The organism is uncultured Bacteroides sp., from assembly GCF_910585845.1.
Lineage (GTDB): Bacteria > Bacteroidota > Bacteroidia > Bacteroidales > Bacteroidaceae > Bacteroides.
This window is the reverse complement of sequence record NZ_CAJUHF010000022.1, coordinates 1-17,349: the sequence shown is the minus strand read 5'-3', so window position 1 is coordinate 17,349 and position 17,349 is coordinate 1. Positions and strand designations below refer to the sequence as shown.

General features: G+C 47.0%; 13 protein-coding genes and 1 pseudogene. 6 read left to right on the top strand and 8 right to left on the bottom strand.

The window, feature by feature from the left end:
- Nucleotides 1-4: 4 nt before the first annotated feature.
- Nucleotides 5-1,795, bottom strand: a complete 1,791-nt coding sequence (locus QZ323_RS08025; RefSeq protein ID WP_294634080.1) for an ATP-binding protein — start codon at nucleotides 1,793-1,795, stop codon at nucleotides 5-7.
- The gene (locus QZ323_RS08020) at nucleotides 1,770-2,459 is read right to left on the bottom strand and encodes a response regulator transcription factor (protein WP_294634079.1); all 690 of its coding nucleotides are present in this window, start codon (nucleotides 2,457-2,459) and stop codon (nucleotides 1,770-1,772) included. Before QZ323_RS08020 ends, QZ323_RS08025 begins: the two co-directional genes overlap by 26 nt.
- Nucleotides 2,460-2,754: 295 nt before the next feature.
- On the opposite strand from QZ323_RS08020, the pseudogene QZ323_RS08015 reads away from it, so the two are divergent.
- The 4 genes and pseudogenes from QZ323_RS08015 to QZ323_RS08000 all read left to right on the top strand — a co-directional run.
- Nucleotides 2,755-3,840 (top strand): annotated as a pseudogene (locus QZ323_RS08015) (hypothetical protein); the annotation flags it as partial.
- 130 nt (nucleotides 3,841-3,970) lie between these two features.
- Complete coding sequence (locus QZ323_RS08010) at nucleotides 3,971-4,777, top strand: DUF3805 domain-containing protein (RefSeq protein ID WP_294634113.1); 807 nt, start codon at nucleotides 3,971-3,973, stop codon at nucleotides 4,775-4,777.
- Nucleotides 4,778-4,801: 24 nt separating this feature from the next.
- A complete protein-coding gene (abc-f, locus tag QZ323_RS08005) occupies nucleotides 4,802-6,673 on the top strand; it encodes a ribosomal protection-like ABC-F family protein (protein ID WP_294634077.1) in 1,872 nt (623 codons plus the stop codon).
- 53 nt (nucleotides 6,674-6,726) lie between these two features.
- The gene (locus QZ323_RS08000) at nucleotides 6,727-7,614 is read left to right on the top strand and encodes a histidinol-phosphatase (protein WP_294634076.1); all 888 of its coding nucleotides are present in this window, start codon (nucleotides 6,727-6,729) and stop codon (nucleotides 7,612-7,614) included.
- A 205-nt stretch (nucleotides 7,615-7,819) separates the two neighbouring features.
- Here the strand turns inward: QZ323_RS08000 and QZ323_RS07995 are convergent, their stop codons facing one another.
- The 5 genes from QZ323_RS07995 to QZ323_RS07975 all read right to left on the bottom strand — a co-directional run bounded on the left by QZ323_RS07995 (nucleotide 7,820) and on the right by QZ323_RS07975 (nucleotide 14,502).
- Entirely contained in the window at nucleotides 7,820-8,308 is a 489-nt protein-coding gene (locus QZ323_RS07995) for a thioredoxin domain-containing protein (RefSeq protein WP_294634075.1), read from the bottom strand.
- 12 nt (nucleotides 8,309-8,320) lie between these two features.
- Nucleotides 8,321-8,617 (bottom strand): thioredoxin, encoded by a 297-nt coding sequence (gene trxA / locus QZ323_RS07990; RefSeq protein WP_294634074.1) that lies wholly within the window; start codon nucleotides 8,615-8,617, stop codon nucleotides 8,321-8,323.
- A gap of 121 nt (nucleotides 8,618-8,738) precedes the next feature.
- The gene (locus tag QZ323_RS07985) at nucleotides 8,739-10,901 is read right to left on the bottom strand and encodes a S46 family peptidase (RefSeq protein ID WP_294634073.1); all 2,163 of its coding nucleotides are present in this window, start codon (nucleotides 10,899-10,901) and stop codon (nucleotides 8,739-8,741) included.
- Nucleotides 10,902-11,039: 138 nt separating this feature from the next.
- Nucleotides 11,040-13,205: a S46 family peptidase gene (locus QZ323_RS07980; protein ID WP_294634072.1), complete on the bottom strand. Its 2,166-nt coding sequence runs from the start codon at nucleotides 13,203-13,205 to the stop codon at nucleotides 11,040-11,042.
- Nucleotides 13,206-13,263: 58 nt separating this feature from the next.
- A complete protein-coding gene (locus QZ323_RS07975) occupies nucleotides 13,264-14,502 on the bottom strand; it encodes an anaerobic sulfatase-maturation protein (RefSeq protein WP_294634071.1) in 1,239 nt (412 codons plus the stop codon).
- 294 nt (nucleotides 14,503-14,796) lie between these two features.
- On the opposite strand from QZ323_RS07975, the gene QZ323_RS07970 reads away from it, so the two are divergent.
- Nucleotides 14,797-15,540 (top strand): DUF4369 domain-containing protein, encoded by a 744-nt coding sequence (locus QZ323_RS07970; RefSeq protein ID WP_294634070.1) that lies wholly within the window; start codon nucleotides 14,797-14,799, stop codon nucleotides 15,538-15,540.
- A 6-nt stretch (nucleotides 15,541-15,546) separates the two neighbouring features.
- On the opposite strand, the gene QZ323_RS07965 is transcribed toward QZ323_RS07970, so the two are convergent.
- Nucleotides 15,547-16,299: a lysophospholipid acyltransferase family protein gene (locus QZ323_RS07965; RefSeq protein ID WP_294634069.1), complete on the bottom strand. Its 753-nt coding sequence runs from the start codon at nucleotides 16,297-16,299 to the stop codon at nucleotides 15,547-15,549.
- A 625-nt stretch (nucleotides 16,300-16,924) separates the two neighbouring features.
- Between QZ323_RS07965 and QZ323_RS07960 the strand changes: the two genes are divergently transcribed.
- Nucleotides 16,925-17,161 (top strand): DUF4248 domain-containing protein, encoded by a 237-nt coding sequence (locus QZ323_RS07960; RefSeq protein ID WP_294634068.1) that lies wholly within the window; start codon nucleotides 16,925-16,927, stop codon nucleotides 17,159-17,161.
- The last annotated feature ends 188 nt before the right edge of the window (nucleotides 17,162-17,349 follow it).

Below are 17,349 nucleotides of genomic sequence, written 5' to 3'. Positions count from 1 at the left end.
TTGTTCATGAAGCTTTCTCTTTTGCCAATGTAAATACGAGCTCCAGTCCACCTCCTTGGTTGTTTTTTGCCGAGATGGTTCCGCCGTGGATGATGACGGCGTTCTTTACGATGGCGAGTCCTAACCCTGTGCCTCCCAATTTGCGTGATCGCCCTTTGTCCACGCGATAGAAGCGCTCGAACAGGCGGTTCAGATGCTCCGGTGCGACGCCTACGCCCGTATCGGCAAAACTGAAATAGTAGAAATTCTCGTCTTCGCGGAAGCAGTTGATGCAGATGGTGATGTCCGTACCCGCATAGGCGATGGCATTGTCCATCAGATTACGGAAGATGGAGTACAGCAGCGAATAATTTCCACGCAACTGCATATTCGGTTTCAGAGAGTTGATGACGGTGATATGCTTCTCTTCCAGTTCCCGCGATGTCTCGTTTACGATGCTTTCCACCAGCAGGTTGATATCCACCTTCTCCATATCAATCAGGTTGGCGGCCTCGTCTATGCGTGTCAGTACGGAGATGTCGCGCAGTAGCCGGCTCAGTCGGTTACTCTGTGCATAACACTTCTCCAGGAAAACCTGCATTTTTTCTCGTGGAAGGTTTTCGTTGTTGACAATGGTTTCCAAATATCCCTGTATGCTGCTGACCGGTGTTTTCAGTTCATGTGATATGTTCTGCGTCAGTTGCCGTTTTAGCCGGATCTGCTCTTCTTCTTGTGTGATGTCATTGATGGAAATCTCAAAGCTCAGGTCCTGAAACAGGATGCATTCGATGATGAACATGCGCCCGTTCTTGTTGACTCGGACCGACATGCGCTTTTCTTCCTTGCCAGGACGTTTGGGAGCTTGGTTGATGAAGTCTGTGATCTTCTGAAATTCGCTGACGGAGAAAATCTCCTCCGTTGTTTGTAGGTTGGAATCGGATATGAGGTTGCTGTATTGCGTAAACAGATTGTTGACCAGTATCTCTTTCTTGTCCTTATTGAAGACACCCAATCCTTCGCGTGAAGTTTGCAGGTGGGTGATCAGCTTTTCGCGTTCGATGTACAGTGCTTCTTTCGTCTCGCGCAGACGTTTGTATATCTGTATGATGTGCTGTGAGATTTCTCCCAGCTCGTTGTGCGGAAAGGCGGACTGCACATCGGTATCTACAGGTTCGTTCTTGTCGGCACGTTTGGCAAACTCGCGCAGTTGACTGATGGCGGTTCCCAGTTTCGATGTAAACTTATAGAAGATGAACATCAGTAGCAGCGATATGATGGCTGTGAACCAGATATAGTGTTGGTCGGCTGCCAGATGGTTGCTCAGGTTCAGGTCGTAGGGGAGTGCGGAGCGAATGATGTAGTCCTTATAGTGCGTGGCAGAGTAGAAGTAAGGCATTCCCGTCGTTTCAGAGGTACGCCGCACGTCATATCCTTTTCCTTCTGCCAAGGCCTTTTGTACTTCCGGACGTCCGATGTGGTTACCCATTTCATGATTCTCGTAATTGTCGAACAGGACATTGCCCCGTGCGTTTACTATGGTGACGCGTAAGTCTTTTTTGAGATGTTTTTGTAGATATTGTTCCAAAGCCTTGCTCCACAGGCTGTCCGGGGTCTGCGAGAGTTCCTGATGTAAGCATTCGTTATAGTCCTGGAGCTGTATGTCCAGCAAGTCTATCTTATATCTCTTTTCGCGCTGATACTGGTAGGCGAGGAAGCATCCGGCAAACAACAGAAACAGCGAGATGACTGAGAGAAACAGCTTCCGGCTGAGCGACAGGAAGTGTGTAGTGTTATTCAGATTCGAAGCAGTATCCATATCCTAATCGGGTTACAATGCACTTTCCATAAATTCCTATCTTCTTGCGCAGGCGGGTGATGTTGACGTCAATCGTGCGGTCCAGCACATACACCTCGTCGCTCCAGACGCGCGCCAGTATATCCTCCCGCGAGAAGACACGTCCCTTGTTCTGTAGCAGTAGGAGCAGGATTTCAAACTCCTTTTTGGTGAGCGGTGTCTCATTGCCGTCGATGCTCACTTTCTTCTTGGCAATATCTATTGTTAGCGTTTTATAGACGAGCTGTTCCGGTTTTCGTTCTGTCTCTTCTTGTTGCGTGCGGCGCAGTACGGCCTTGACGCGTGCCACCACCTCGCGCAGCGAGAAAGGTTTGGAGATGTAGTCGTCCGCTCCCAGGTTGAATCCCGTCACCGTGTCGTTTTCCGTATCTTTTGCCGTGATGAAGATAATGGGAATCTGTGCGGTCTTCTTCTCCTTCTTCAGCAGGCTTGCCATTTTAAAACCGGAGATTTCCCCCATCATCACGTCCAACAGCAACAGATGGTAACTGCTGAGATCCATTCGCAGTGCCTCTTCGGCGGAATTGGCGGTATCTACCCTGTATCCCTCGTTCTCAAGATTGAATTTCAGGATCTCGCAAAGGTCTTCTTCATCATCCACCACTAAAATATGATAATCGTTCATAGTCTTTTCTAATTGAAGTGAGGTATATAAAACAAATTCTGTCCCCACAAAGTTATACTTTATTCTTATTTGCCGACAAAGATGGAGGAATTTTGTTACGGGAAAATGAAATTGGTGTTACAATATGGTTACATTTCTTTTTATCCTTATCTTTGTTTACTAATAAACAGTGTGTAGAATGAAAGAGTTGCATAAAATGAGATTTGGTCGGCGAAAGTGGGGGCTGCTTGCTTGCGCAATATTGTTCCTGGCTGTGGTGTCAGGCTCCTTTTGGTTGAACTCAGCCCCGTTTCGTAACGGATTCGAGATCACTGACGAACTGGGTGGTAATATTTTTCCCTCCGGTATCCTTTCCGTGGCTACAACGGACGCACAAGTCATTGTTCCGTCCGATTCGCTCTACTTGGGCAATCCAAAATCCTGCATCGCTGTCCGAGTACGTTCAGGCAAGGCATATAGCAGGGTGCGGATTGAGGTTGCCGAAACCCCCTTCTTCTCCCGTTCGGTATCTGAGTTTGTGCTGGCAAAGCCACGCACGGACTATATCATATATCCCGATATTATCTGGAACTATGAGGCATTGAGGAACAATAATCAGGCAGAACCTATCAGTGTGGTGGTCATGGTGGAGATGAATGGCAAGAGTATGGGACAGCGTGTCCGTACCTTTTCCGTTCGAAGCATCAACGAGTGCCTGTTGGGATACGTCACAAACGGGACCCAGTTCCATGATACGGGAATACTGTTTGCTGCATACGTCAACGAAGAAAACCCGATGATCGACCAGTTGTTGCGCGAAGCGCTCAATACACGTATCGTCAATCGTTTTCTGGGTTATCAGAGTGGCAATGCTGATGGAGTGGACAAGCAAGTCTATGCCTTGTGGAATGTACTTCAGAAGCGCAACTTCCGTTACAGTTCCGTTTCCAACACCAGTCTCTCCAGCAATATAGTTTTTTCGCAACGTGTCCGTACGTTCGACGATGCTTTGGAGTCTTCACAGATAAACTGTGTGGATGGCAGCGTATTGTTTGCTTCATTGCTCCGTGCCATTAACATAGTGCCTATTCTGGTACGCACTCCAGGACATATGTTTGTGGGTTATTATACAGATTCGGAGCACAAACACAAGAACTTTCTGGAGACCACAATGATTGGCGACATCGATCTGGATGATTTCTTTCCGGACGAGAAACTGGATTCCACGATGGCTGGTAAATCGCAGAATCAGATGTCTCGACTCACCTTCGACAAATCCAAGCAATATGCAAACAAGAAGTACAAGGAGAACGAAGAGAATATCCATTCCGGCAAGCTGAACTATATGTTTCTGGAAATCTCGAAGGAAGTAAGGCGCAAAATCCAGCCGATAGGGAAATAGGGAAACTCTTCTGTTAAGTCCCGACAACTCCTTTTTAAAAAAGACTATCTGTTTGTTTGCATATCAGCGGTGGTAGTGTTAATTTTGCCGTGCGGGGCGAAGTGGCCTCGAATTTAATCTTTGAATGATGATGGTACAAGGCAAGAAATTTATCTCTCCGGGAGCATGGTTCTCCATGATATATCCCGCAGACTGGAATGAGTTTGAAGACGGAGAAGGCTCTTTTCTCTTTTATAATCCCAGTGAGTGGACTGGAAACTTCCGTATCTCCGCATATAAGGGCGATGCCACGTATGGCAGTGAAGTGGTGTGTCAGGAATTGAAGGAAAACACTTCGGCAACTGCGGTGAAAGTAGGTAGCCTGGAATGTGCTTACAGCAAAGAAATGTTTCAGGAAAACGGAGCTTATTACACCACGCATCTTTGGATCGCAGGCATAGGAGATATTGCCTTTGAGTGCTCTTTCACTGTGGAAAAGGGAGTATCTGTTGCCGAAGCCGAGGCGGTAATTGCCTCGCTGGAAGTGCGTAAGGTGGGAGCGAAATATCCGGCAGAGATCATTCCGGTGCGCCTGTCCGAAATCTATCAGATCAACGAAGCTTATGAATGGGTGACTGCCACCATAAAAGAACAGCAGAAGAAAGACTTTCAGGGAGTGGAAGTGGATCTATCCAGCATGCAGCAGCTCATAGACAGCGGTTCGATAGCTCCGAAGAAGAAGGAAGCGTGGCTATCGTTAGGTATTGTACTATGCGTGATTTTGGCAAACGAAGTGGACGGACTGGAATGGATGACCCTGATAGACGGCAATCGTGAAGCCCCTGTCCTGCAAAACACGACTACGGGAGAGTACATCGACCCGATGAAGCTGGTGTGGAGCAAAGTACGGGCAGGCGAGGTGTGCAATCTGGCAGAGACTTACAAGGCTCTGCTTTAGTTTCTAATTTATAACTTTTATATTGTGGTAAGTTATCTTCAGATAGAGAATCTGACCAAGTCTTTTGGTGACTTGATATTGTTTGAGAACATCTCATTCGGTGTGGCGGAAGGACAGCGTATCGGTCTGATTGCCAAGAATGGCAGTGGCAAGACCACCCTGCTGGATATCATTGCCGGAAAAGAGGATTATGACAACGGGAAGATCTCCTTTCGTCGTGACCTCAGGGTAGGATATTTGGAGCAGAATCCTCAGTATCCCGAACAACTGACCGTACTGGAGGCGTGTTTCCATCACGGCAACTCTACGGTAGAGCTGATAAAGGAGTACGAACGTTGCATGGAGACGGAGGGACATCCGGGCTTGGACGAAATTCTGGTGCGCATGGACCATGAGAAAGCATGGGACTATGAGCAGAAGGCCAAACAAATCCTGTCTCAACTGAAGATAAGGAACTTCGACCAGCAGGTGAAGCATCTTTCCGGCGGACAGTTGAAACGCGTGGCACTTGCCAACACTCTGATCACTGAACCCGATCTGTTGATTTTGGACGAGCCGACCAACCACCTCGATCTTGACATGACCGAATGGCTGGAGGAATACTTGCGTAGGAACAACCTCAGTCTGCTCATGGTGACGCACGACCGTTATTTCCTCGATCGCGTGTGCGATGAAATCATCGAGATAGACAACCGGCAGATTTATCAATATAAAGGCAATTACAGCTACTATCTGGAGAAGCGGCAGGAGCGCATCGAAGCTAAGACCGTGGAGATAGAGCGAGCCAACAACCTCTACCGTACAGAGTTGGAATGGATGCGCCGTATGCCGCAGGCACGTGGGCATAAGGCGCGTTATCGCGAGGAGGCGTTCTACGAATTGGAGAAGGTGGCGAAGCAGCGTCTCCGCAACGACAATGTCAAACTGGATGTGAAAGCTTCCTACATAGGTAGCAAGATATTTGAGGCAGACCATGTGTACAAGTCATTCGGTGATCTGAAGATATTGGAAGACTTTTCTTACATTTTTGCCCGTTACGAGAAGATGGGTATTGTGGGAAATAACGGTACCGGCAAATCTACCTTTATCAAAATCCTGATGGGAGAGCAGAAGGCGGACAGTGGAACAATTGACATCGGTGAGACGGTGCGTTTCGGCTACTATTCGCAGGAAGGATTACAGTTTGACGAACAGATGAAAGTGATTGATGTGGTGCAGAACATTGCCGAGGTCATCGAATTGGGTAACGGCAAGAAGTTGACGGCATCTCAATTCCTGCAACATTTCCTATTTACTCCCGAAACCCAGCATAGCTATGTCTATAAGTTGAGTGGTGGCGAACGTCGTCGTCTCTATTTATGCACGGTGCTGATGCGCAATCCGAACTTCCTTGTGCTGGACGAACCTACCAACGATCTGGACATCATCACCCTGAATGTGTTGGAAGAATACTTGCAGAATTTCAAGGGGTGCGTCATTGTGGTAAGCCACGACCGCTATTTTATGGATAAGGTAGTGGATCATCTGTTGGTGTTCAATGGTCAGGCTGACATACGTGATTTTCCCGGAAATTACACCCAGTATCGCAGCTGGAAAGACGAGAAGGCACGTGTGGAGAAGGAGAAAGAAAAGGATACCGGAAAGGAAGACAAGACAGCCAAAGTCCGCCTGAATGATAAGCGGCGGATGTCTTTCAAAGAGAAGAGGGAATTTGAACAGTTGGAGGTGGAAATCGCAACGCTTGAAGAAGAGAAGAAAAATATCGAAGAAGCCTTGTGCAGCGGGACTTTGCCGATGGAAGAGATTGTGGAAAAGTCGAAACGCTTGCCCCAGCTGACGGACTTGATTGACGAGAAGACCATGCGCTGGCTTGAACTGAGCGAGATAGAAGGGTGATGTGTGGTGATGTTTTTTTTAATGGAACGACAAGTGAATCTGGTGATAAAACAATGAATCGTAGAACAGGAAACTTAACCAATTATCATAGCCACTGCCTGTATTGTGACGGGCGTGCCAATATGGAAGATTTTGTCCGTTTTGCCCTGAGCGAAGGGTTCACGTCATATGGATTTTCTTCACATGCTCCTCTTCCGTTTTCTACTGCCTGGACGATGGAGTGGGATCTGATGGACGACTACCTGTCGGAGTTCCATCGTCTGAAAGCGAAGTATGCCGGACAGATCGAACTGTATATCGGTTTGGAGATAGACTATTTGAATGAGGAGAGTAATCCCAGCATGATCCGTTTCCGTGAATTACCGTTGGATTATCGTATCGGGTCGGTGCACCTGCTCTACAACGACAAAGGGGAAGTGATAGACATTGATGTTCCTGCCGATAAGTTTCGCGACATTGTAGACCGGGAGTTTGGTGGTGATTTGGTGCGGGTAGTTCATCTCTATTATGAACGTTTGTTGAAGATGATCGGACTGGGTGGCTTCGACATCGTAGGACATGCCGATAAAATGCATTATAACGCCTCCTGTTATCGTCCGGGATTGCTGGACGAGCCTTGGTACGATGAACTGGTGCGGACGTACTTTGCAGAGATTGCCCGCCGTGGTTATCAAGTAGAGATCAACACCAAGGCTTATCACGAACTGGGTACTTTCTTTCCCAATGAACGTTATTTCTCTTATCTGTATGGACTGGGTGTGAAGGTGCAAGTGAATAGTGATTCCCACTATCCGGAACGGATAAACAACGGGCGGCGCGAAGCCTTGCAGGCTTTGAAGAAGGCGGGTTATACGTCAGTGATGGAATTGTACGGAGGAGAATGGAAGGAAATACCTATCTATTATTCAAGAAAGGAGTGTCAAAACTCCTTTCTTGAGTAATACTCTATACTTATGAAATAGATTTTGAGTTAGAGCTTGTTTAAATTTTGTTCAGCCTTCTTTTTAGAGTTCTTTTTGAGGATGTTTTCCTGTTTTTATGAGGATCATAGCGGGCTATGTGACGAATAAAAAGAGGAAAACAGACCGGAAAGAAGCTCAAAAGAAGCTGAATAAAAGACTTTTTGAAGAAAATATAAACAGGCTCTTATTCCGATGTAACCTCTTTCTTCAACAAGAACTCGTCAATAGCCTTTTTGTAGGTAGCCTTGTCGGCTGCTCCTCGGAATAGTTGAGGCTCTTCTTCCATCGGGATGAACACAAAAAGAGGAATACTGCTTGCATTGAACAGTGCGGCAAGTTCGCGCTCTTTGTCTACATTCACCTTATAGATCGTGATCTTATCGGCATATTCTTTTGCCAGTTCCTTCATGATGGGAGCTACCATGCGGCAGGGGCCACACCAGTCGGCATACAGGTCGATGATGGCGGGCTTGTCACCTTTATATTTCCATTGCTGGGATTTCTCGTAATCGAATATGTTCTTGATGAACATCTCTTTGTCCATTACGATCACTTCTCCGGCTTGGGTATTTTTCTGTTCAACCTCGTTGGGCTGGGCTTTGGTCCCGTCTTTGCAGGCAAATGTAAGCACGCTTGCAAAGAGCAGGACCGCCAATGTCATTGTTTTCCTCATCTTCTTTGTTTTTTATGAATGTTGTTCAATGACAGCTTTCAGTTCGCTGCCTTTGATTACTCCGGAATGGCGCCATACGGCTTCACCCTTTTTGAACAAGATGAATGTGGGGACAGCTTGTATGCGATATTGGGCAGCAAGTTCTTCATGCTGGTCTACATCGATTTTCACGATGCGTGCAGCATCACCTATTTGTCCTTTCAGCTCTTCCAGTACCGGATGCATGGCTTTGCACGGTCCGCACCAAGTGGCGAAGAAATCGACTAAAACGGGTTTCTCTGATTGTATCAGTTCTGTAAACTTTTCCATAATTCTATTTTTTCAGTTATACAATAATTAGGTTTTAAATCTCACTTTCTGCCATTAGAAACGCATAGCTGCACTATTTTGTTCACGCGGGCCGTATGGCTCCTTCCGATTGTCCGTTCCCTTATTCGGCAATTGTCAGCTCCTTGATGAGGTGTGTGGCTCCGGCATACTTTTCGATGATGAATAAGGTATAGCGGATATCCACGCACGCTGCCCGTTGCGAAGAGGGGCGGAAGGCAATGTCTCCCGTAAGTCCTTCATAGTTGCGGTCGAAGCCTGTACCTATCAGTTCGCCTTTGGCATTGAACACCGGGCTGCCTGAGTTTCCTCCGGTATTGTCGGTATTCACAATGAAGCAGACGGGCATTTCGCCGTTCGGCATGGCATAGCGTCCGAAGTCTTTGTTCTGATACAGTTGTTTCAACTTAGCAGGCACTAAAAATTCCCAGTTATTGGGATCTTCCTTTTCCATAGCACCTTTCAGAGTAGTGTAGTAGCCGTATTCCACGCCGTCTGCCGGTGCGTAGGGCAACACCTTTCCGTAGGTGAGACGCAGGGTGGAGTTGGCATCCGGATAAATGGGCGTCCCTGCACTAAGCTTCATGTCCATCATTCCTTTCACCCAAACTTTGTGTGCGGCGTTATAGTTCTTGTTGGCGTCTGTCATGGCTATGGCGGTTTGCAGCAGGCCGTCTGTGATGGAGTGTTTGAACAGGATCATCCAGTCGAAAGAGAGTTGATAGGAGTTCGGCTTACGGATAAACTTCTCGAAGTTCTCTTTCTTTCCGAAGATGGAGTGGTTGAAGCAGGCATCAACAAAGGCATCACTGTTGCCCTTGAAGCGTTTGTTTATCACTTCGAAGATACTGATGCGCTGTTCTGCCGGAATATATTGCATATAGGTCTGCAACATTTTCTTGGCAACGATGCGTTCCACTTCGGGGAAGGGGACGGAGGCAAAATACCTGTCGGCAACTGTCTTCAGGCTGTCTGCTGCCGACTGTATCCGCTCTTTGTCTTTGCTTTTCAGGGCAGCCAGCAGAGATGAAGTGTTGGGGAGGCGCATGAAGTCGAGTCCTGTCACCAAGGCTTCCTGGATGGCTTGCTGATGATAGAGGGCAGGGCGGCGTTGCTTCACAATGGCACGAATCTGGTCGAATGCCTTCTGATAGGAATCATCGTTCATCGAGCGGCCGCGTGCCAGAAGTGCTTCTTGCTGTTCGCGTTTGGTGTCGAGCACTTTCAGGCGGACAAGTCCCTCGTTCATGCCGATGGCATTTTTCCAGTAGTTGGCGGATGAAGCATACTTGCTGGCGTAGTGGATGCGTACGGCATCATCTTTCAGCATCTGCTCCATGAGTGCTTTCTGACGTACGTCGCGCACGTGGTGGCGCATGAAGTTAGTGGTCTGCATGCGTTCTTCCACTTCGTCGGAGATCATGTAGCGCCAATTGCGTCCGGGGAATCCCATGATGAAAGTGAAGTCGCCTTCGCGGTAGCCTGACAGGCTGATGGTGAGGTGCTTTTTCACTTTCAGGGGGACATTGTCTTTGCTGTATTCAGCCGGCTTTCCGTCTTTGTCGGCATAGATGCGGAAGATGGAGAAGTCGCCGGTATGCCGCGGCCACATCCAGTTGTCCGTATCGGCGCCGAACTTGCCGATGGAAGAGGGAGGAGCACCTACCATGCGGATATCCCTGTAGACAGTTTTTACGAACAAGTAGTAGCGGTTTCCGCCATAAAAAGCTTTCAGTTCCAACTTGCGGCCCGGAGTCAGTGCGATACCTTCGGATTCAACAAAGCGGTCGGCTACGGTAGCCAGATACTTGGGTGAGAGGTAATTCGTTCCGTTGGGGTCCGCATCAATTTTCAGTTGTTCGTTCACGTAGTCCGTCACGTCCAGAATCTCGTCGATGTAGGTGATGGTGAGTCCCTTGCAGGGAAGCTCTTCTTCACGGGACATCGCCCAGAAACCGTCGGTCAGGTAGTCGTGCTCTACACTACTGTGTTGCTGTATGGAACCGTAGCCACAGTGATGGTTGGTCAATACCAGTCCTTCGGCAGAGATGACTTCTCCGGTGCAGCCGCCGCCGAAGTGTACCACGGCATCTTTCAATGCGATGCCTTCCGGATTATAAATCTGGTTGACGGGGATGAGGAGGCCAAGCTCCGTCATGGCGACTTCGTTCTGCTTTTGCAGGTCGGTCAGCATCCACATGCCTTCGTCTGCGTGGGCGGACAGCATTGCGGATGTTAGGAATAATGATAATAAGGCTTTTCTCATAATAATGTGTGTTGGAAGATGTTCTGAGTAGGGGAGTATTCAGTACCATACTAAATACGATTCACTACCGTATTGAATGACCTTCAGACGGTACTGAATAGCCTTCGATACGGTAGTGTATCTTCCCAAGATTCTTATTTACTCAATAATGTTCATCTCTTTTATTAAGTGTCCGCAATCTCCCAGTTTGTCGAGGATGAAGAGTACATAGCGGATATCCAGCGCGATGCAGCGTTGCAGGTTGTTGTCGAAGTTGATGTCGCCACTCAGTGACTCCCAGTTGCCGTCGAAAGCTGTACCGATAAGCTGACCTTCTCCGTTGATGACAGGGCTACCGGAGTTACCGCCGGTGATGTCATTCGTTGTAAGGAAGCATACGGGCATGGTGCCATCCTTCATGGCATAGCGTCCGAAGTCTTTCTTCTGAATCAGCTCTTTCAGTTTGGCAGGTACCACGAATTCGCGGTCTTCGGGATTCTCTTTCTCGAGGATACCGTCGGTAGTGGTGTAGTAGTTGTAGTGTACGGCGTCGCGCGGGTTATACGACTTCACGTTACCGTAAGTCAGACGCATCGTGAAGTTAGCATCCGGATAAGAGGGGACAGGCTGTTTCATCTCGCCCAAGCCACGGATATAGGCTTTGTGTAACAGTTCCAGACCGCTTCCCAGCTCCATGTACTGTTTGCTGAGTTCTCTCATTTTCTCGTTCTTGGAACGTGAGTAGGCAGTAGCCGGGTCTTTCTCGATGGCTTTTACTGTCGGTTTCTTCAGGAACTTGTCCAGATTCTCGCGGTTGGAGAGGATGGAGTTGTCGTAGATGTTGTCGATGTATGCGTTGTAGTCACCCTTGAATGCACTGTTGATGGTTTGGTAGAAAGAGGGCAGTTCGTCAGCATTCAGTGCTTTGGCGAGGGCAGGCAGGATAGCCTTGGCAACGGCACGATCCACTTCGTGATCGTAATCCTTATTGTGTATGGCGTTGAAAGATTCCTCCAACTGTTTCTTGGAGGCTTGGAGCAGTGAGTCGTTCTTCTCTTCGATGGCCTGCTTGATCTTGTCCATAATCATGTAGGTACTGCCAAACTCAATAGCACCGCGCAACGCTTCGTTAACGTAGTAAAGCTGGCGCAGGGCAGGGGTGCTGCGTTCAATGATGGCGTCAATTTTCTCTACCACACCTTCGTATTCGGGTTTACCTTGTGCAAAAGCGGCATAGCGTTTCTCTATTTCCGCTTTGGTGCCCAACACATCGTTGTCGATGATGGCTTTGTTCATGCCGATAGAGTTCTTCCAGTAGTTGCTGCTACCGGCAAACTTGCTGGCATATTGGATGCGTGTCTTGTCGCTGGCTTCCATATACTTACGAAGCACTTCGAGGCGCACGCCACGCATGTCTATCATGGCTTGGTTCACGGCGTTCATGCGTTGCTTCACTTCGCTTTGGGTGAGGTAGCGTTCGGTGCTGCCGGGGAATCCCATAATCATGGCATAGTCGCCCTCATTCAGTCCTTTGATGGAGATGGGCAGGAACTTCGGAGTCTTCAGGGGCACATTGCTTGCGCTGTATTCTGCCGGTTCGCCGTTCGCGTCGGCATAGATACGGAACATGGAGAAGTCTCCCGTATGACGCGGCCACATCCAGTTGTCTGTTTCGCCACCGAACTTGCCTACTGAAGAGGGGGGAGCGGCTACCATGCGTACGTCGCTATAGACTTTGTAGTAGAAGAGATAGAATTTGTTGCCTGCATAGAAGGGGAGGGCGCGCACTTCGATGCCCGGTTTTCCCTTCAGGTCACTTTTCTCCAGTTCTTCCTTGGCGAGTTTGCTGAGGAAGGGATAGCTCATGGCATTCACTTCGTCCGTTTCGCCGGCTTTTACTTTGCTGTTCACCAGGTCGGTGATGTCTACAATGCGGTGTACGAAGCGGAACTTCAATCCCGGAGTGGGCAGTTCCTCGCCGCGGTTCTTTGCCCAGAAACCGTCGGTCAGGTAGTCGTGTTCCACGCTACTGTGCTGCTGTATGGCACCGTAGCCGCAGTGGTGGTTTGTCAGAATCAGACCTTCCGGAGAGATGATTTCACCGGTACAGCCGCCGCCAAAGATACCTACGGCATCTTTCAGCGATACACCGTCAGGATTGTAGAGGTCGTCTGCCTCCAATTTCAATCCCTGTTTCTTCATCATGTCGATGGAGTTCTGCTGTTTCATCAGTTGCAACAGCCACATTCCTTCGTCTGCACGTGCCGAGCAGACTGTCAGTGCGGCGATTGCCGCAAATAAACTTTTCTTTAATGTAATCTTCATATGTTTTTTAGTTTATGAGTTTTTTAGTTCATAGGTTTATGGGTTTATGTTTTTTAGTTCATGTTTTTTTTAGTTTTTCTTTTCTGATTGCTTCCATGATGTTGGCTGGCGGACGTTGGTTCATCAGTTCATTCTTCATGAAATCCATGTAGGGAGCTACGTGTTTGAAGAATCTCCGGTATCCGGCGCACAGATAGTTCAGCCCCGGTTCTCCATCGGTTGTATGTGCGAAACGGTTCTTGGGGCATTCGCCGTTGCAGGCAAACAGCCATTCGCATTCCCGGCATTGGGTGGGCAGCGATTGTTGTTTCATTTGTCCGAACGCCTGCTGTTTTTCGCTATACATCATCTCTACCAGTGTTTTCTGATAGATGTTTCCCAGTTTATATTCGGGAAAGACGAAATGGTCGCACGAGTACACGTCTCCGTTAAACTCCATCACTCCGGCATGTCCGCACGTTTTTGCCATAGAGCAGACGCCCGGTTGTTCACCTATCCAGTTGGCAAGTGTGGAGTCGAACAGTTGGATGTAATAAGTTCCCACATCTTTTTTTACCCATTCATCGAAGATCGTGCAGAGAAATTCTCCCCATTGTTCGGGAGTGACAGAGAAGTCTGCCAGTTGTGCCACTTCTTCCCGGTCGGCAAGCGAGGCAAGGTGTCTTCCATCCTGATGGGCGAACACCCGCTCCACGATGGGGGCGAACTGGATATAATGGCAACCTATCTCCTTAAAGAAATTGTAGAAGTCCAACGGATAATCGGCATTGAAGTCGTTCACTACAGCCATTCCGTTCCATTGCACTCCATGCTTTTTCAGCAGGTTGATGCCTTGCATGACCTTTATGAAAGAGGGCTTTCCCTGTTTGTTCTTCCGGTATTCGTCATGGAACTCTTGCGGGCCGTCGATGGAAACTCCCACCAGCCAATTGTTTTCACGGAAGAATTCGCACCACTCGTCCGTCAGCATGGTGCCGTTGGTCTGGATGCAGTTGTCTATGGTACGTCCTTGGGCATACTTTTTTTGTAGTTCCATCGCTTTTTTGTAGAAAGACAAAGGACGCATCAAGGTTTCTCCGCCATGCCATGTGAACAGGACTTGGGGCATCGTCTGCGAGTGGATATATTCTTCGATGAACTTCTCCAGCAGCTCTTCGCTCATGACGTGTTTTGGATTATTCTGGTATAATTTGCTTTTTTCCAAGTAGTAACAATAATCGCAAGCAAGGTTGCATACGGCACCTACAGGTTTCAGCATGACATACAGTGGTTTGGCAAAAGGGGCGTATGTTGACATGAGTTTTTTTTGATTTCAGTGAAATGATTTACATATTGTTAGTTACTTAAGTTTCGCAAGTTCTTGAACTTGTTTACTTGTTTATTGACAGCATATCAAAGATATGCGAAACTTAAATGAGTTATCACTGCAAAAATAAGTAAACTAAATGAAATATCCTTTCTTTTTTTTCTCCTTATAAGGATTATTAAAGGAAAAGCGAAACCAAAATTTAAATATTGATAAAAAACTTCTTTACAATCCGAAATAGATTGTACCTTTGTGCCGTATTTCGTACAAAAAATCGTTTCTTACATGGTTAGAATGAATATGAATCGTATTTTGCCTTTGTTGCTTTTGCTTGTGTTGTTTGCGTCATGCAGTCGTAAGTATAAAGTCGAAGGTGTGTCGTCGGTGACCAGTCTTGACGGTAAAATGTTGTATTTGAAAACGCTCCGCGACGGGCAGTGGGTTACAATAGATTCGACAGAAGTGGTACATGGCTTGTTTACTGCAAGTGGTCCTTCGGATTCTGTGGTGATGGTGACGCTCTATATGAACGATGAAGCTATCATGCCTTTGGTGCTCGAAAGCGGTAAGATAGAAGTCTCCATATCCAATTCCCAGCTGACGGCCAAGGGTACGCCACTCAATAATGCTTTGTATGAGTTTATCGACAAGCGCAATACGCTTGAACTGAAGATCGAGGAGCTGGAACGGAAGGAAGCCCGCATGGTGTTGGATGGTATTGCATTGGAAGACGTGCGCGAACAATTGGCTCAGGAGGGTGAGGCTTTAGTCAATGAGATGAATAGTTGTATCAAGGAATTTATCTCTGCCAATTATGAGAATGTTCTGGGACCTAATGTTTTCCTGATGATGTGCAGCACGTTGCCATACCCCGTAATGACCCCTCAGGTGGAAGATATTCTTAACACTGCCCCTCAATCTTTCAAGAGCAATCCTTCGGTGAGGGAATTTATTGACAAGGCGAAGGAAAACATGAAATTGCTTGAAGAGCACCGACGCTTGGAAGAAAGCAATGCGGGTAAGAAATAGGGTAACTTATTGGTCATCGTTCTTCACCATTCCTTTGTATTCTTCCGGTAAAGCACTCTCTACGGCGACGTAGGCTTCGGCCATCGTCGCTTTTATATTTTCTGTGCCTTGTCCTTTAGGGGGGATGGGGTCATGTATGGTCAGTATCATGCGGTGGCGGTGTATCCACTTGCCGGTACGTGGCAGGATCTGGAACGATCCGTCGATGGTGACAGGCACAACTTCCAGTTGTAATTCATCCGCCAGCTGGAATGCTCCTTTTTTGAAATATCCCATGTGTCCGGTGAAGGTGCGGGCACCTTCCGGGAATACCACTAACGAAACGCCGTCTTTCAGCGAAGCCTTTGCCTGACGAATGGTCTCCAACACTTTCTTGGGTCCGGAACGGTCTACAAAGATATGTCCTGCGCTTTCGCATGCTTTCCCTACGAAGGGGATTTTCCGCAGGCTTTTCTTCATCATCCACTTGAAGTTGCGTCCCAAGAAACCGTAGATCAGGAAAATGTCGAATGCTCCTTGATGGTTGGGGACGAAGACGTATGAGGTATGTTTATGAAGCTTTTCGCGTCCGTGCACTTTTACGGGAATGAGCAGGAGGATGCAAATGAGTTGTGACCATATTTTCCCAGGGTAATATCCCCAGATATGGGCTCCGCCTATCAGTGAACCGATGATGGTGACCAATGCTGTAAGAATGGTCAGTACTAACAGGATGGGCAATGCAAAGCATACCTGATAGATGTAATATAGTATCTTCATAGCTGTCGAACTTTTATTGTTGCAAAGATAATACTTTGATTTAAATATACCACTCAATGGTACTGAATATATCAATAAATGAAACTTTTCATAGAAGAAATAAATACTTCACTGTCGCATCCGTTTTTCGCGGGTCTTTCCGCGGAATCTTTTTGAATGGTACTCCCATAATTTGATAAATTTTAGAGCCTGTTTAAATTTTCTTCAAAAAGTTTTTTATTCAGCTTCTTTAGAGTTTCTTTTCGGTCTGTTTTCCTCTTTTTATTCGTCACATAGCCCGCTATGCTCCTCATAAAAACAGAAAAACATCCTCAAAAAGAACTCTCAAAGAAGGCTGAACAAAATTTAAACAGGCTCTTAAAAGGTTAAATAATAGTTTTTTCCTTGGTGGTGTGTCAAAAATACCTGTGCTAATCTGCGTAATCCTGTGGTGGCCTTTGGTACATCTCCTTCGGACACTGCAAATATATCCTCTTCCTTTTCCGTCCTCCTTCCGCTTGAAGTTATTTGTTTTTGTATGAAAAAAAAGAGATGATAAATGAGAGATAAAACTTTCTTTATTCCTTTCTTATGTCGCAATAAATCAGTATCTTTATGACATATAAATAACTAAAAAGATAATTTTATGAAAGAAGAAATTTTAGAAGAAAAAGTTCCCGTCCGCGCTTATACCAAGGTTGATCTTGCCTTGCTTTACAATCCGGGTGTCAGCTGTACCACAGCTTTGCAGTTGCTCCGCCGTTGGATCTATGCCAACAAGCAGTTGATGTCGGAGTTGTCCGCCGTAGGCTACAACAAGAACCGCCACACCTTTCTTCCCCTTGAGGTAAAACTTATCTTCAGGTACTTGGGGGAACCTTGATGAGGTTTTAAGTTTTTGAGTTGATGAGTTTGAGTTGACGAGTTTGTAAAGAAAATGCCAATATATGTAACGGGTGATAAGAATATATGTAATGCCGCATTACATTACTTCTTATCACCCGTTACATATATTGTTATTCTATATAATAGTTTATTCCTCAAATCTTAATTTTCCATTTTCCCCTTTCC

Bases quoted from the DNA above. Each gene is read 5' to 3' on its own strand.
- QZ323_RS08000 (WP_294634076.1), top strand. From the start codon at position 6,727: ATGAATCGTAGAACAGGAAACTTAACCAATTATCATAGCCACTGCCTG.
- QZ323_RS08025 (WP_294634080.1), bottom strand. From the start codon at position 1,795: ATGGATACTGCTTCGAATCTGAATAACACTACACACTTCCTGTCGCTC.
- QZ323_RS07995 (WP_294634075.1), bottom strand. From the start codon at position 8,308: ATGAGGAAAACAATGACATTGGCGGTCCTGCTCTTTGCAAGCGTGCTT.
- QZ323_RS07965 (WP_294634069.1), bottom strand. From the start codon at position 16,299: ATGAAGATACTATATTACATCTATCAGGTATGCTTTGCATTGCCCATC.
- QZ323_RS07960 (WP_294634068.1), top strand. From the start codon at position 16,925: ATGAAAGAAGAAATTTTAGAAGAAAAAGTTCCCGTCCGCGCTTATACC.
- QZ323_RS07980 (WP_294634072.1), bottom strand. From the start codon at position 13,205: ATGAAGATTACATTAAAGAAAAGTTTATTTGCGGCAATCGCCGCACTG.
- QZ323_RS08010 (WP_294634113.1), top strand. From the start codon at position 3,971: ATGGTACAAGGCAAGAAATTTATCTCTCCGGGAGCATGGTTCTCCATG.
- QZ323_RS07970 (WP_294634070.1), top strand. From the start codon at position 14,797: ATGGTTAGAATGAATATGAATCGTATTTTGCCTTTGTTGCTTTTGCTT.
- trxA (WP_294634074.1), bottom strand. From the start codon at position 8,617: ATGGAAAAGTTTACAGAACTGATACAATCAGAGAAACCCGTTTTAGTC.
- QZ323_RS07975 (WP_294634071.1), bottom strand. From the start codon at position 14,502: ATGTCAACATACGCCCCTTTTGCCAAACCACTGTATGTCATGCTGAAA.
- QZ323_RS08020 (WP_294634079.1), bottom strand. From the start codon at position 2,459: ATGAACGATTATCATATTTTAGTGGTGGATGATGAAGAAGACCTTTGC.
- QZ323_RS07985 (WP_294634073.1), bottom strand. From the start codon at position 10,901: ATGAGAAAAGCCTTATTATCATTATTCCTAACATCCGCAATGCTGTCC.